Annotated in this window: 9 protein-coding genes; 3 read left to right on the forward strand and 6 right to left on the reverse strand. The window is 68.8% G+C overall.

Going from position 1 to position 16123, the window contains the following annotated elements; genetic code table 11:
- Nucleotides 1-21: 21 nt before the first annotated feature.
- A complete protein-coding gene (locus DMC64_RS37320; RefSeq protein WP_125737376.1) occupies nt 22-2430 on the reverse strand; it encodes a right-handed parallel beta-helix repeat-containing protein in 2409 nt (802 codons plus the stop codon).
- Between the two features lie 41 nt (nt 2431-2471).
- On the reverse strand, nt 2472-5066 hold the full coding sequence (locus DMC64_RS37325; protein WP_125737377.1) for a LuxR family transcriptional regulator: 2595 nt from the start codon (nt 5064-5066) through the stop codon (nt 2472-2474).
- A 749-nt stretch (nt 5067-5815) separates the two neighbouring features.
- On the opposite strand from DMC64_RS37325, the gene DMC64_RS37330 reads away from it, so the two are divergent.
- Complete coding sequence (locus DMC64_RS37330) at nt 5816-8542, forward strand: AAA family ATPase (RefSeq protein ID WP_125737378.1); 2727 nt, start codon at nt 5816-5818, stop codon at nt 8540-8542.
- Between the two features lies 1 nt (nt 8543).
- On the opposite strand, the gene DMC64_RS37335 is transcribed toward DMC64_RS37330, so the two are convergent.
- The 4 genes from DMC64_RS37335 to DMC64_RS37350 all read right to left on the reverse strand — a co-directional run bounded on the left by DMC64_RS37335 (nt 8544) and on the right by DMC64_RS37350 (nt 12674).
- Complete coding sequence (locus tag DMC64_RS37335; RefSeq protein ID WP_125737379.1) at nt 8544-9131, reverse strand: type VII secretion system-associated protein; 588 nt, start codon at nt 9129-9131, stop codon at nt 8544-8546.
- The gene (locus DMC64_RS37340) at nt 9128-11365 is read right to left on the reverse strand and encodes a hypothetical protein (protein ID WP_125737380.1); all 2238 of its coding nucleotides are present in this window, start codon (nt 11363-11365) and stop codon (nt 9128-9130) included. The genes DMC64_RS37335 and DMC64_RS37340 overlap by 4 nt, the downstream gene beginning before the upstream one ends.
- Before the next feature lie 150 nt (nt 11366-11515).
- Nucleotides 11516-11974: an SsgA family sporulation/cell division regulator gene (locus DMC64_RS37345; protein WP_125737381.1), complete on the reverse strand. Its 459-nt coding sequence runs from the start codon at nt 11972-11974 to the stop codon at nt 11516-11518.
- 64 nt (nt 11975-12038) lie between these two features.
- Complete coding sequence (locus DMC64_RS37350) at nt 12039-12674, reverse strand: type VII secretion system-associated protein (RefSeq protein ID WP_233629964.1); 636 nt, start codon at nt 12672-12674, stop codon at nt 12039-12041.
- 465 nt (nt 12675-13139) lie between these two features.
- Between DMC64_RS37350 and DMC64_RS37355 the strand changes: the two genes are divergently transcribed.
- On the forward strand, nt 13140-14525 hold the full coding sequence (locus tag DMC64_RS37355; RefSeq protein ID WP_125737383.1) for a helix-turn-helix transcriptional regulator: 1386 nt from the start codon (nt 13140-13142) through the stop codon (nt 14523-14525).
- A gap of 288 nt (nt 14526-14813) precedes the next feature.
- Nucleotides 14814-16061: a helix-turn-helix transcriptional regulator gene (locus DMC64_RS37360; RefSeq protein ID WP_158634311.1), complete on the forward strand. Its 1248-nt coding sequence runs from the start codon at nt 14814-14816 to the stop codon at nt 16059-16061.
- The last annotated feature ends 62 nt before the right edge of the window (nt 16062-16123 follow it).

Raw genomic sequence — 16123 nt, forward strand, 5'->3', positions numbered from 1 at the left:
GCCGTGGTCCGGTCCGGACTGTCAGGTTTCGATGTCGGCCGCGGTCAACAGGGTCATGTCGGCCGACGAGGGATCGTCGATCTCGGCCAGCCGGGAGGCCTGGCGGTCGGTCATGCGCTCGAACACCCGGCGCGCGGTCCGCCCGTTGCCGAAGGTGCCGTCCTTCGGGATCGCGTCGAAGTACTTCAGCAGGACCTCGACGGCGTCCTCGGTGAGCCGGTAGTCGTGCTTCGCGCACTGCACGCGGACGATCGTCACCAGTTCGTCGGGGGTGTAGTTGGCGAATTCGATCGTCCGGCTGAAGCGCGACTCCATACCGGGGTTGGCCTCGAGGAAACTCAGCATCTCGTTCGAGTAACCCGCGGCGATCACCACGACGTCTTCACGGTGGTCTTCCATCAGCTTGACCAGGGTGTCGATCGCTTCACGGCCGAAGTCCGGGCCAGTGCCGCCCTTGCCCGAACCGGCGCTCAGCGTGTACGCCTCGTCGATGAACAGCACCCCGCCGAGCGCCGTGTTGAAAGCTTCGGTCGTTTTGATCGCCGTCCCGCCGATGATCTGCGCGACCAGATCGGCTCGCGCCACCTCGATCAGATGTCCTTTGCGGAGCACGCCCAGCTGCGCGAGGACCTGGCCGTAAAGGCGGGCGACGGTCGTTTTCCCGGTACCCGGCGCCCCGGCGAAGACCAGGTGGCGTGCCATCGGTGGCGCCGACAATCCCGCGTCCTTGCGCCGCTGCGCCATCTTGTTGAGATTGATCAGCGAGTTGACCTCGCGTTTGACCCCGGCGAGTCCGACCAGCGTCTGCATTTCGGCCAGCGGGTCCGCCACACCTTTCGCGGCGGGCGCCGATGGCTGGTCCGGCCGCGCGGCGGGAGCCGCCGCGCCCGCCGACGCGGAAGTGCCATAGGCGTCGGGTGCCAGGTTGCCTCCCGAGACGAGACCGTGCACCTCGATGGCCGGGTTGGGGTGGGTCTGGCGGAGTCCGCTCGCGTGATTGTCGCGAACGGTGCAGCCGGAGACCCGGACGGCCTCTTCGGTGTCCAGCCTGATCCCGTCGGCCGATCCGCCGGTGAACTCCGAATCGGTGATGGTGCCCGAAGCGCCGTCGGCGAACAGGCATCCCGCCCCGGCACTGCCGTGGACCCGGCTGCCGGTCACCGACACGTCCGCCCCGGCGCCGGCGTGCACTCCTTCGGCGCCGGTCCCCGACAAGGCACTGTCGGTAAGCGTGAGTGCCGCGCCCAGCACCCGCACCCCGGCGTCCGCGGTGCGGCTGAGGCTCAGGCCGGTGATCGACGGGCGGGCGCCCTCGGTCACCATGATCCCCACACCGCGCCCTTCTTCGACTTCGAGGTTCTCCCAGGTTCCTCGCGCGGATCCGGTCACTTCCACCGACGCGCCGTCACATCCGAGCACCTGCAAGCGGCGGAAGAACGGATCGGCGCCGTCGTCGACCCGCACCCCCGCGACAGTGCACGCTGAAACGGTGACGCGGTCGAATTCCGGCACACTCCGGGAACTCACCCCGATACCGATCCCGTCCACATCGGACACTTTGATACCGGTGGCCGTACCGGCGGCGCGTCCGGTGTAGTGCACCCCGTGGTTGACCGCGGCCCGCACGGTGCAGCCGCGCAAGGTCGGCGTGCATCCCTCGGCGATGAAGATGCCGTCGGCCGCCGACCGCTCGACCACGCATTCCTCCAGCGTCACCGCCTTCGAGCTCGCGAGATAGAAGCCGATCGATTCGGCGTCGGACACGGTCAGCCGGGTGGCGGTGAGCGTCGCGTCCTGCTCGACCGCGACCGCGGGCTTCGCCGCCCGGCCGACCACTGTGTCTTCGACGGTCAGCTTGCCGCGTCCGTTCAGGCAGATCCCGTTTCCCGCCGCGGTGTCGACGGAGCAGGAACGCATGAGCAACGTCCCGTCCTCCGCGACCACGACCCCGGAGGTGCCGAGCGCTTCCAGGCGACAGGCGTCGAGCACCCCACCCTCCGGCGAGGTGACCACCACTCCCGCGCCGACGGGATTGGTGATCTCGCAGTTCCTCATCAGCAGTGTTCCCTGCGCCGCGGCGAAAACGGTCGTCCAGCCCTCGGCCCGGATCGCGCATTCCGAAACGCTCAGCTGCCCACGGGCGACGAGGATCGCGGGGTTCTCCTTGTCGGCCGAAGCGATCGTCAGCCCGGCGAGCGCCGCGGATTCGGAGTCGAGGATCACCGCCACCCCGGAGGAAGGCGCCACCCGCACCGAGCCGAGCCCGTCCTCGGCGGTGATCGTGACCGGCCTGGTGAGCACCAGGTTCTCGGCGTACCGTCCCGGTCCCACCACGATCACCGCACCGTGCGGAGCGGCGGCCACGGCGTCGCCGATGCGCCGGTATCCGTTGCCCGGCCCCTGCGCGACCATGATGACGTTCTGGTTCACGTTCCGAGTTCCTCCCCCGAGCCGGTCGCCGGCCCGCGTGTTCATGCCCCGACCTGCTCGGTCCAGCCGTCCAGGTCGGACGTGGCCAATCCGTACCGGTTGCGGCAACCCACCTTGCTGTACAGCCGGGTGAGGTATTTTTCGACGGTCTTCTCGCTCATCTGGAGGCTCCCGGCGATCTGCCGGTTCGTCCGGCCCTGCCGGATGAACCCGACGATGCGCACTTCGATCTCCGACAGTTCGAGACTCCGGACCCGCACCACCGGCGCGGTCATACCGCGCTCGGCCATCACCAGCCGGATCGCCGCCGTCAGCTTGGAGGCCCCCAGGTCCTGGGCGATCCCGTAGGCCTCGGTGAGCAAGCCCTCCGGTTCCTCGACGATCCTGCCCACGGCCAGGCACACGGCGGCGAGCCCGAACCGGTCGCCCCGGCTCCGTGCCCGTTCCACGGCCGCCCGCAACCCGGAGCGGTCGCCCTCCGCCAAGGCGTGGGCCAGGGCGGCCACCTCGGCGCTCCACGCCGTCCCGAACCGCTGATGCCGCGCGTCCGCCTCGGTGCGCAACCGGCGGCTCCAGAGCGCTTCCCGTCGCTCGGCCGCGCTGAGCAGCAAACGGGTGAGCAGGCGCAGGACCCCCGCCTCATCGGGCAGGTCGGCACCCGCACGTAGGTTGTGCCAGCCTGCCTCGGCGTCCTCCGATGTCACCCCGCCCGGCCCCAGGGCCGCCCACACCGCCAGCGGGGAAGCCGCCTCTTTCTTCGCTTTGTCGAGCCAGGCCGCGGCGCCACGCTCGTCTCCGCGCCACCCGCACATCTCGGCCGCCAGCAGCCGCGCGCGCGTCCGCAGGGGCTCCGGCGACGCGGGGTCGAGTTCCACCTCCCGGGCGGCGCTGAGTGCCTCGTCCCACTCACCGTCGGTGTAGCCGGCGTACACGCGGTGGTAGGCCGTCAAGGGCCCGTGCGCGGGCAGGCGGAAATCCGCACCGAGCACCAATTCGAGCGCGGGGACCAGATCCCCTGAAGCGCACGCCGCCTCGACACCGACGTCCGAGCCCGGCACATCACCCGGCTGAAGAGCGAGAGGGCCGAACGCCATCCGGACGTCGTCGAATACGACAGGATCGCCGCACAGCCAGCTGTTCACCACCGAGGCCGGCCCCCGGCCCACGTCATCCCCCGCCGATGACGCGGCGGAGTCCGGGGTTCCTTCACAGAGTGACACCAGCGCCGCGCCCGCCGCGTGCGTTTCACCGGACCCGGCGTGCTGCCCGAGGAGCAGCCCCGCGAGTCCACGCGGATCGCCGGAGCAGGCGAGCAGCCGGACCAGTTCGCCCTCCGTCCGATCGCGCTCCGGGCCTGGCTCGGTGTGCCACCAGGACGCGTACCGGTGGGCGATCAGCTTCTGCCGGTCGAACGGCTGCAGGCGGACTTCGTCGTCGCGAAGGAGGCCGACGAGTTCCGGCCGGGGCGAAAGCGCCTGGCCGGCGGCTGCGACGTGCTCGGCGAGGATGGAGATCGGACGCGAGTACCGGGAATGCGTGTCGAGCAGCTGACGGGCGATCATGCGGTGCAACCAGGTGACCCGGTCGGCTCCCGCCTGTTCGACGACCGAGGCGGCCAGTGCCGGGCACGTGCAGGTCAGCCTGCCGGGTGTCCGGGTGTGCAGCACTCCGGCGTGGACCAGTGAGTCGGCCCGCCGGGTGAAGCCGGTCGGAGAACCGCCCGTTGCCATCGCGAGGACCGGGAGGCCGTCGATGTCCAGACCACCCCGCCCGGCGGCGAGGAGCACGAGATCCCGGCCCGCCGCACCGAACGTCGAGACGGTCGCCAGCAGGTGATGGTCCGGGGCGAGCGCGATCGCCCGGTCCGGTTCCCTGAGGCAGACCGCTCCGCAGACCGGGGCGAGCCTCCCCCGCCGCCGCAGATCGGCCACAGTGGACAGCAAGGTGCCCGGGTTTCCCCAATGCGGACCAAGAGCGGATCGCACCGCTTCTCGGAGCGCGATGTCCACTTGCGCGCCGGCGGCCTTGCGGAGAAGCCTCTCCGATTCTTCCCCGGTGAGTGGTCCCAGCTCGACGACAGTGTCCGCGAGGGCGGTCAGCCTGCCGGCCACCGGCCCGCCCGGCGTGCAGGCCGCCACGACCGGGCGGCCGAACCGCTGCAGGGCGGTCAGCACGGCCTCGGGCTCCGCCAGCCGATCCGCGTCGTCGAGGAGCAGCACCACGCGGCGGGTCCCGCCGAGCCGGGCGAACAACGCGCCCACGGCATTGAGCAACCGGTACCGGGCCCATGGCGACGAATAGGCCTCTTCTCGACACTGGCGGACCACGGCGTCGACCGCTTCGGAAAGCCGGGGCCGGCCGGCGAAGGATTCGAATCCACTCCGGATCGCGGCGACGAGCAGGGTGACCCCGTAGCGGTCCCATGGCGGAAGCGGCCCCTTGCACGGCACACCGAGGGCGATGGTGTTTCCCTCGCGCATCCGGCGGCCGAGCTGGCTCAGCGTCGCCGACTTGCCGGCTCCACGGTCGCCGGACAGGACGAACAGGGGCGCTGGACCGGAGATGTCGGCGGTCACCGCGGCGAGCGTGGTCAGCTCCGCACGGCGTCCGACAAAACCATTGCCTTGCCGCGCCATCCCATAGTCCCTTCCGCTGCGAAATTCTCGAGTTTCAGCACACCGCTCGCGACTCAAGTAAATCTCTATCCGCCGGTACCGATGCCTCGGGGGCAGGCCCGGTGTGCTTTCGGGCGAAACCGATCGATGAAAACGCGCCAGGGCGAGCCGATTCGTTTCGGGCAGGCACTACACCCGCCGACCGCCCGAATGCACCGTCACCGTCACCGCCACCCCGCCGGCGACCTCGACCGGCATCGCGCCGTCCGACGGCGACGAACAGTCGGCAGGCCACGCGTCTCGCTTGTCCGGCTTCCGCGACCGCGACGTCCGCTTCCGCTTTGTTTCCTGCTCCCACCAACGGCAAGCCATGCTATTCCATCACCTCAAGTGTTTTCCCGCACCCCTCGGCAAGAACGCGGAGAATCAGGCCAGGCGAAAGTTTCAAGCCCGCCGGTGAACACTTCCACACTGGATGTCTCGACCCGAACGCAGTATGTTCCGGGTTGCCCGGGACGCAAAATCAATGTCTCGCCCGCTGGGACAATTGAGCCCTATTATGAGACAGGCACCGGGAAAACGAATACCGGTGATCTCGAGCACGAGTTCCCGGTGAACCAGGTCGCCCGTTTTTACAATTGGCGAACGACCTGGTGCATTCCGGAAACCTCGCCTTCATCGCGTTCCTTGGGGCAGAATCGCCGGAAGTTTTGGCTTGACCCGGCCGGTAACGCCCCGGGCAGAGCCCCTCATCGGCGACGATCCTCGGCGTGGAGGATCTGTTCGAGGCGATAAGCGAATCCCATACGCCGCTGGTGCTGGTGACCGGACGGGCGGGTACCGGTCGCACCACGGCCCTCACCGACCTCGGTGTGCGGTCGTGCGAGGCCGGCCACCGCGTTTCCGCGGTGCGGTTCACCGCTCGTGGCGATGTCCTGCCTCTTCTGCTCAAATCCGGATCCGGCCGTTCTCGGGCGGCGAGTCCGGTTTCCGTGCCGCGCGAACCCGGGCTGACCTCCTTCGGCCCGATCTCGGGGGCACGGTCCGACCAGGCGGTGGCCGAACGAGCGGCCACCGCGCTGCTGGCTTCCCTGCAGCAACCCGGTGGCCGGTCCTTGTTGCTGATCGATGACGCCCAATGGGTGGACGCCGATTCGCTCGCGATCCTTTCCGCGCTGGCCCGCCGTGCGGCGGGCGGTGCGATCCGCTGCGTCTGCGCTGTCCGGACACCGGCGCGCGAACCGGTGGCGGCCTCGGAGGCGGTGGACGAACTACGCCGGTCCGGTCTCGTGGACCACGTCCGGATGCGCCCGATGTCGCGAACGCGGATCGGGCAGGAAGTGACGGCTACCTCGAGTGTGCTGCCGGAACCGGAACTGGTCGAGTACCTGTACACCCGCAGCCGCGGGGTCCGTGCCGCCTTTCACGACGCTTACGGCTACCTGGAGCGGCTCGGCCGGATCAGGGTGGTGGACAAGCGGGCATATCTGCTGCCGTCGTCGCCGATCGGCGCACCGACGCCCGGCGGCAGGCTCCCAGAGGTGTGCGCGGGTCTCGGACCGCGAGAACTGGAAACCGCCGAAGCGGCCGCCGTCCTGGCTCCCCTCGGGCCTGCCATGCCCGCGCTGGCCGCCGAGGCGTTGGAGGTTTCGGACGAGGAAGTGGCCGACAGTCTCGAAACCTTGCGGGGCAACGGCATCCTGCACAAGGAGAAAACCGGCGGGTGGCGCTTCGTCGTCCCGCAGATCGCCTCCACGCTGATCGCCGGGATCGGCCCCTGCACGAGGCAGCAGCTCGCGGCGAAAGCGGTCAGCGCGGTGTGGTCCGGAGTGGCGACTTGCCCGGACGTCGATTACCTGAGTGACCTCGTGGTCGATGCGGGCAAACTCGTCGACTCGCGCCGCGCTCTCGGCCATCTCCTCCGGCAGAGCACGGCGGCGAGCGAAGATCGGATGGATGCCGCGCTGCGCTGGCTGGGCGCCGCCGTCGAGCTGGCCGAAAACCGGTCGCAGCGGATGATGATCCTCTTGACCCATACGGCGATCTGTCACTCGCGGGGTAACTACACCGAAAGCCTGCACGGCGCGCGACGGCTGCTGGAAGACTTCGCCGACCACCTCTCCCCCGGTACCGCACAGGAGTTGCAGGTCGTGGCCGTGGTGGCGCTCGGACGTTTGGATCGCACCGAGCCGTTGTCGACGCTGGCCGAGGGGCACCATCACTGGCCCGGTGCCCCGGAAGCCACCGTCGTGACCAGGGCACTGGCGTGCGGCATGCTCGACCGGTGGGCCGACACCGACCGTCAGCTGACCGAGGGCGCCGGGCACTGGGTCGGCGGCGAAGTCACGTCCGCGATGTTCGCGCGCCTATATCAGAGCTTCGCCCGGCTCTGTGTCGGAGACCTGCGCCATTTCGAGACCGGTATCGACGAGCGGACCCGGTGGCCGTTGCGCACGGTCCGGCGATACCACGCCGATCAGGTCAATCTGCACGTCGCGGGTCTGCTGACGAACGGCGAACTGCGCCGAGCCGAGCAACTCCTGGCCGAGGAGGAGCTTCCGGCAGAAGATCTGCAGCCGAGCAGCCGCGTGATGATCGCCGCTCTGCACGGTGACATCGAGTCGGCGACCGACATCGCGCGCCGCGCCGTCGCATACCGATCCGGGGGCGGCTTCGATGCCGGTTACAGCGGGATGCACTACATGATCGTGTCGACACTGTCCTCCTGCGGCAAATTCGCCACCGCCCGGCAATTGCTCGCCGGTGCACGGGCGACCAGGCCCGTGCTCGCTCACCTGCTGGACCTCGCCGACGCGGAATACGACCTCTTGCTGGGCGACCCGGTGAGCGCGGCCGCCAAAGCGCGCAACGCCCTCGCTTACGCGAAAGCGCACGAAATCGTCATCGGCCTGGATCTGGTCTGGGCTCTGCTGGCCGACCTGACGATCGATCTCGGCGAGCACGCGGCCGCGGAACGGTGCCTCGCCGACATCGACGAGCTCGCCGAGAAGACGCCGACCGTCCGCAACGTCATCCACGCGCTGTTCGTCCGCGCGATCGTGACCGGCGACCGCGACGCGGCGGCCGAATGCCTGCGCCGCTGCCGCGAACGCGGACAGCCACTCGAACTGACCAAGATCTACGCCAAGCTGATCAAACACGGCGTCGCGGATCCCGCCGGTCTCACCGAGATCTACGAGACCCTCGGCAGGCACGGTTGCCTTCTGGTACGAGCACGGACCCGAAGCATCATGCGCGCCCACGCCATCCCGGTACCCGGCCGCCAGGAGGCCGTCGCGGAGAACGAACACCTGCTCGCGGTGCTGATGTCCGAGGGCCTGAGCAACAAGCAACTCGCGTCGGCCCTGCGTACCAGCGAAAAAAGCGTCGAAGGAAGATTGAGCCGGCTCGCCTCGCGCACCGGTCACCGGTCACGGATCGAACTGTCGAAAGCGCTGCTCAACGGCGAGTTCTCCGCCGGGACGTCGCCCGCCTGATTCACCGCGCTCCCGCGGAGAGGATGCCGTCCGTTGTCTCCGCGGTCGCCTTGATCACCTCGGCCAGCACTCGCATCGCGGCCGGAGATCCGGGATTGAGCAGCACGTCCACCCCGGAGTCGGGCAACGCGGCCGCCAGCTGGGGCAGGGTCACCTCCACCCAGCCCGGCACGTCGAGGTGGGACCGGTGCCCGTACGCGGTGGTGACCAGGACCGACGGGACACCGTCCGGCGCGGCCCGCACCAGGGCGACGTTCCGCTCGTCGACGGCCACCCCGAAGACGGTGTCGAACAGGGTGGAAGTCAGGTCGTTAGTGAGGTCCTCGCCCGGTTCGCGTGCCATCGCGCGGAGCACGCCGTCCACCGGGTCCAGCGGCGCGTCCGCCGAACGCGGCCGGTATCCGGGGTTGGAGCGGAACCTGGTCCACATCCCGTCGGCGGTCACCGCCCAGCCGCCCATGACGGCCTCCGGAGGCGGTTCGGCCTCGTCGTCGTTTTCCGCGACCCAGGTGGGATCCAGGAGCAGCTTTACCTCACCTCCGTCGAACAGTTCCGCCAGCGTCGGTACGGCGCCCTGTTCCTCGGTCATCGTCCGGTGCTCCCTTCGAGAACGTTTTCGGCGGGCATGCCGGGCAGACGGCCGACCTCGCCCTCGGTGTTCAGCACGGTCTCGGAGGCGCTGGTTCGGCGCCAGCGTTCCGCGGATTGCCGCAGGGAGGACAGGATCAGATCGTCCAGTGACTGCGCGCGGCTCTTGAGGTCGCTGAGTTCCCGGAGCAGGACTCGGCCACGTTCGTTTTCCCGGGGCTCGATGACCTCGAGCACCGCGAACGACGTCCCCGGCGGGAACAGCACGCCCTTGCCGTCCCCACCGGGCCGCTCCACCACCCGGCCGGTCATGGACCAGATGAGCAGATCGGTCGTGCCGGTCCCGGACGCCGGCTGCGCGAGTGACATCGCACAGAGACCCGGTTCGACGAGAACGCCGTGCTCGCCGAGCCGCGCCCACTGGTCAGGGGTCGGGGCGACCGCCGCCGCCGTCACCCCGCGGTGCCGGGCCAGACCGGACAGCCCCTCCACCGCGCGACGGCCGAGCGCGGCCAGCGGACCGCTCGTGTCCGCGTCCGGGCGGCGGGCTTCAAGACCCAGCGGACCGAGGTGGAGCCGCGCCGCCATCAGATCGGTGAAGGCGTCCAGGTCTTCGGTGTCGCCGACCCCGGCGAAGTGCTCAGGCCACGCCTCCCGGATGAGTGCGCGATCGCGGACGTCGTCCGGAACAGACGCGGCAGGGGCGGTTTGCTCCGGCACGACAGGGGGATCCGGCACAGGATCGGCCGCAGCGATCTCGGCCATCTCGATGACCTTGGCCGCCGGAGCCACTTCAGGTACGGCTGCTTCCCGATCCTCGGTGGGAGCGTCGTGACCACCGACGAGCTGCATCAGAAGGACCAGCGGCTCCTCTTCGTCCGCCGGCTGCTGGGTCGCCGGGACGTCGATCTCGGGTACCGGCGCCTGCTTGCCTGGGTGACTCATCCAGCTGGTGGGCGGCGCGGGCTCGATCCCGTCGGTGGGCTGGACGCGCACCTCCGCACCGGTGGTCCGCCGAAGCCGCTCGGCCACCTCCTCCGCGCACTGCCAGTGGTGCGCGGTCATTTCCCCGTCCGACGAGTTGTGGAACACGGTCGGCGTCCGCGGGTCCGGGGGAAGTGTGCGCACGAAATCGCTGTAGTCGGGTTCAGCCTCGCCTCGGATCCACAGGCCGGCCGGGACGACCTCGACCACGGTGTCCGAGTCGTACCGGTAGACGCCTGTGGTCACCTTCGGCAGCCGCGGGATCGGTTTCCGATACGAGTGCAGGGTCGGCGTCATCGCGGGGAGAACGCTCGACTCCCGTGGGCGATAAGTCACCGTATGGGCGAACAACGACCAGCCGTGCGAACCGTCGGGCCGGAGCGCCACGACCTCCGGGCCGTTCAGGGAGTGCACCGGCAAACCGCAGTAGAAGACGATCTCCGTCCCGATCGCGTCGGCGAGCGCCTGCCCGGCCGGTTCTCCGGCATCGGTCCGCACCGGGCCGACCTGGACGAAACGGAGCAGTTCCCGGTGTGGCCCCACGAAGGATTCCCACCATCGCGACACGATCTCGACCGAGAGCGGGGCCAGCCCTTCGGCACCGAGGGCGACGATGATCTCGTCGGACCGGCACGGCACCCAGCGAGTCAGCCGGGCCCGGGCGGCACGCGTCCACCGGTCGTCGCCTGCCGCTCGCAGCCATACCCCCGACGGCAACGGCTCGGCGACGACTTCTCCTTCGAGTGAACGGGTTTCGGCCAGCGTTCCCGGTACGTCCCAGGGCGGCTGCGGCAGCCGCCTTCCGGCCCAGCTCGCCTCCGCGCCCGGGCGGTACCGCACCCAGCGGCCGTCGATACGGGGATCATCGAAGGAAACGCCCGCGTGTGACGGCCGCACCGCCCCGAGCGGGAGCACTACCGAACTTCCGACCGCTTCCGCCAGTGACTGGCCGTCCACCAACGAGAGGTCTTCGCCCGACGGCACGGGGACAAGCCGGACTCCTCGCGTTCCGACCGGGAGCACCGCGGCGAGTTCGTCGAGGGTCCGCTCGGGCAGATCGACGATCACCAGCCGGTACTGCGGATCCGGCGCCAGTGACGACGCGAACAGGCGGGCCCGGTGCGGTACGCCACCTGCCAGGTGGACGACCTCGGCATGGCCGACCTGGGTCCGCTCGAGCAGGGCCCCGGCTTCGGACTTGGCGTTCAGACTCGCGCCGGCTCGTGCGCGAAGCCGTTTCCAGAATGACACACGTGCTCCTTCGGCAGGTCCGACGAGTCCTTCCGGACGGAGGTTTCCCACGTCCGAACGGAATGGTTCCCGCGAGACGACGTCCGGATAACCCCGTTCCCGGCGTACCGACAGGATCGGGTGGACATCCCTCACGAACACGCGGGCCGTTCAGTGCTCGCCGGCGAGCAGGCGCGCGAGCTCCGATTCCCAATCCAGCATCAGGTCTTCCTGCCCGAACGGAACTATTTCACCCGTGCACGCCAGGAAACCCGCCAGTGCCTTGCTCGACGTCGCGAGCACCGCGGTCCCGAACGGGCTGGCCAGTTCGATCACGGTCATCGCGGAGTCGTTCGACGACGGGCGAATTCGGATGTCTCCGTGTCCCGCCGCTCGCTCAAGCCCCGACGCCAGGAGATCGCGCGCGAAGACCCATTCGACGAAGTCTTCTTGGCCCTGCATGAAGAACGCCCGCACGGTGAACGGATCCCGGCTGTCATAGCTGAAATGTCCGCGCACCTCGGCACGCCCGTTCGCCGTGCGAAGAAACGCGAAGTCCATCGGATGGCTGCAAGTCGAATAGTTCGTCCCGCCAGTCGGCCCAGGCGGGGGCAGTACGTACTCACTCATGAAGTGATCTTCGAGGGAGAAACTTCATTCCAGCCCTACCCCATGGACCGCGGCGCGATATCCGTCAGCTTGTCGCGAGGGCCTGATCGAGTTCGGCGTCCGGACCCGCCATCACGAGCTGGTCGATGTCACGAAACGTCTGGGTGATGGCATCCAGTTCGTCGGCACCGAATTCCGCAGTCGAGCGCACGAAACCATTGGCGAGCCGCGTCGCGGACGGGCCACCGGGATTGAGCACGACGTCGTGGTCTTCACCGATCAGGTCCACGAGGCCCGCGAGATCGGTTCGCCGGACATCCGGAGACCTGAACCGTTCCCGATGTGGCTCGCCGGTGGTCACCACGACGGACATGACTCCGTCTTCCTCCTTGAGCACCATCGGCCTGCCGTCGCCGTTCATCGCGACGTCGAACGTGTGGCCGGCCATCATCACCTGCAGGTGCGCCGACCTTGCTTCCCCGTCGACCAGCAGGTGAAGTACCGCGTCCAGCGGGTCCGACGGGGATTCCTCATCGGACGGCCGATAGCCCGGATTCGCCGAGAACCTCCCGAGCTGGCCGTCGTCGGACACCGGCCAATATCCGATGATCGCCTCCGCCGGCCGGTCCTCCTCGTCCTCGTACTCGTACTCGTCGGGGTACCAGAACTGATCGACCAGCAGCAGCCTGCCCGCCTGGTCCGTCGGCTCCTCGTCGATCATCCTCATCCTCTCCGGCAGACGTTTTTCGAGCACCCTAGGCAGGAAGCGCTCACGCTGAGGGGATTTTCGTCTTTCCTTCCACCGCTTTCCGCCCGAAACACCGGCCACCGGCCCCTGTCGGCTCGCCTTCACGGACCAGTCAGTGAGGGGTAGGTCGAACATGGCGTGATCGAACCCGCGCCACGGGGCCGTCCTCACCTGCTCGCGACCAGAGTGCGTGCCGGGCGGCGGGGGTCCGAACAGGCTCACGGGGGTTCTGGCAGGTAACTGTGAGTGGCGGCCTACCGTGTCGCGAAAGCCACTTTCGCGACGCCTGATGTCCCGAAAGTGGCTTTCGCGACACGTTCGACAGCCGGAAGAGCACGGACCAGTTAACCGACTCAACACCGCCGCCTTACCCCTCGCTACCTTCCGTGACGAGTACGATGCCTGGTCAGTACCACTTCGAGCCGACGGAGGAGCCGAATGTCGCCTGTCGACCGCCTGGCTCCCAACCGCGGTGCGCTGGCCGAACTCGCCAGGCTGGGCCGATGGAGTGAAGCGAACGACGCCGCCATGGAAGCCGTCCGGCGCCTCCAGGCCGAACCGGCGGGTGTCCTGGCGTCCGAGCTGGCCGACTTGGTCTATGTCGCCGGCGGGCCCCGGCCAGGTCAGGTCCCACCTTCGTCAGAGCGTCTGGTCGTTCCGGAGGAACGCGGACTCGCGATGCGGGCCCTGTCGGTGGTCAATCGCATCGGACGGCTGGACGAAGCGACCGAAGCCGCGGAAGCCGCGTTGAGTTCTCCCGGGCGCTGGGAAGTGGGCACCTTCTGGTACGCGGTGCTGGCCCTCGTTTACGCGGACCACCTCGACTCCGCCCGGACGCACTGCGCGAGAGCGGTGCACGACGCCTCACGATCCGGTTCCGAACGCCACCGCCACGCGGCGGCCGTCCTGCATGCGCGGGTGGCGTTCCTGACCGGGGACTCGGCAACCGCTGCGAACCGGTTCGCCCTGCTTCTCGACGACGGCGTACACCCTCAACAGCGCGGTCTGGTGGTGGCATGGGCCGTCGCCGCCCTGATCGATCTCGGCGACCTGGAAAGCGCTGGAGAACTGCTCCGCGAGAACGGCCTCACCAGCACACTCGACAACGAAGGCGATCGGGCCGAGGTGCTGTGGGCCAGAGGGCTCCTACACGAAGCCGTCGACCGCCCGCAAGCCGCGTTCGCCGACTTCATGGCCTGCGGCCGCGAGCTGCTGAAACGCTCCGTGATCAACCCTGCCGTCATCCCGTGGCGCTCAGCCGCCGCCCGGAACGCCTCCGCCACCGAACGGGCGGACATCGCACTCGCGCTCGCCCGTGAAGAGGTCGTGGAAGCACACCGCTGGGGCGCTCCCAATCCCATCGGCAGAGCCCTCGGCGTCGACGCCCTCATCACCGACAGCTACGCGGAAGCAGATCCTCTGCGGACCGCCGCAGCCCTGCTGGAAACCGGTGGCGCGAGCGCCGACCTGCGAAACCTCTGGTACACGTTCGGCGCCAAGCTCAGTCTCGAACGACATTTCGACGCGGGCGAGGAGGCCTTCGCCGCCGCCCGGCAACTCGCCGTACAGGCAGGTAACCGTTTCTGGACCGAGCGGATCGACGCGGCGCTCCGTAACTGGAGCGAGGGTGGGGGCTACCGCGAATTGAGCCGTCAGGATTTCCGGGTCGCCTATCTCGCCAGGCTGGGGTTCGGCAACAAGGACATCGCGGGCCGGTTGCACGTGTCACTCCGAACGGTGGAACTCTGCCTGTCCACGGTCTACCGGAAGCTCGGGATTTCCCGGCGCGACGGGCTCCGGTCCGTCCTCTTTCCACCACTCTGACAGTAACGATACCGTCACCCAGAGGTTCCACCAGTGACGATTCAGGGTACACAGTGGGTGCGGCAGCGATTTCCGCAGTTGACCCCCTGTCAACGGACAGCCTACCGTTGAGGGGCGAAATGTCCGGATCGCCAGTTGACCTGGCTCTCCGGGATCGGGCGAGCGGCGAAGTGGGTACCGATGGTCCTCACGGAACACGCATATCGTCGGAAGAAACCCGCCCACCCGCACCCGGCGGAGAAGCGGAGAGTCTCCGACGTCGATTCGAGTCTTTGCGAGGCTGAAGCGATGACCCAGCTGTTCGACCATACTCACTCGGTGGAGGCTCCTGGGAACGAAGTGCCGCAGGAGGCCTTGGCCGTTCCCGCGCACCCGAATTGCCTTGCCACCGAGGCCATGGCGGTCGGGCTGCAGGGTACCGACCGGAATCTGGCGACCCAGCTGGCGGATCGCGCTCTCGCCGCCTCCCCCTGCAAGGACGATCTCCGCTGTGTGTGGCGCGCGGTGTCGGTACTGCTCATCGCTCGCGCGCTCTCGGCGCTCGACGCGCACTGCACCCGCCTGGCCGGGCGGACAGGTCCGGCCGGTCCCGCCACGGACCTGGTGTGGCCGCTGGTCCGCGCTCAGCTGGCCCGGCTGGCCGGCGACCTCAAGGGTGCACGGGACATGCTCCAAGGTCTGGTCGGCCCGGGTGTTCCACGCAGCATCCGGCACATCGCACTGGCCTGGCAGCTCGAAACCCTGGTCCGGGCAGGTGAGGTCGAGGACGCCGCCCTTCTCGCCAAGCTCAGCGATCTCGACGGCCTGGCCGGACGTTCCTCGGCCCATCGGCCGCTGCTGCTGGCCGCGCGCGGCACCGTGCGACTCGCCGAAGCGCGTCATCAGGAAGCGCTGGCCGACTTCCTCGCCTGCGGCGAGACGCACGCCTTCGAGCACATGGCCAGCCAGGCGGTGCTGCACTGGCGTGCCCTGGCCGCGTTCGCCGCCGCGGGATGCGGACGCCCCGACCTGGCACACTCCCTGGCCGAGGGTGAACACGAGGCCGCCAAGCACTGCGGTGCCCCGGCCGGCGTCGGCTACGCACTGTATGTGAAGGCGATGGTCTCCGGTCAGGACCAGAAAGTCGCGCTGCTCACCGACGCGGTCCAGTTGCTCGACGTCGCCGGTGCCCGCGTCGAACTCGCCACGGTCTGCCTGGAATTCGGACGCGCTCTGCTGGCCGGTGGGGAGCCCGGTCCGGCGGCCACTCAGCTCACGCGGGCGGCGGAACTGGCCGGGGAGATCGGCAACCGGCGGTTGATCGCCGAAATAGCCCTTGAACAGGGAAAAGTGCACGACGCCCCGCCACGGAAATCGCTGAGCCCGCAGGAACATCGCATCGCCGGCTTGGCTCGGGCCGGCCTCAGCAACAAGGAGATCGCCGCGAAGACCGGGCTGACCGTGCGAACGGTCGAGTTCCATCTCTCGGGGGTTTACCGCAAGCTCCACTTGTCCGGACGCCGGGAACTGGTGTCCTCAGGACTCGATTTCAGCTGAAACCGCTACCCCTTCGCGAAGTAAATCCCTCCGGTTAGCCCATTCGAGTGCAAGGTGTCTGG

This window comes from Amycolatopsis sp. WAC 04197 (assembly GCF_003947475.1).
GTDB classification, from domain to species: Bacteria; Actinomycetota; Actinomycetes; order Mycobacteriales; family Pseudonocardiaceae; genus Amycolatopsis; species Amycolatopsis japonica.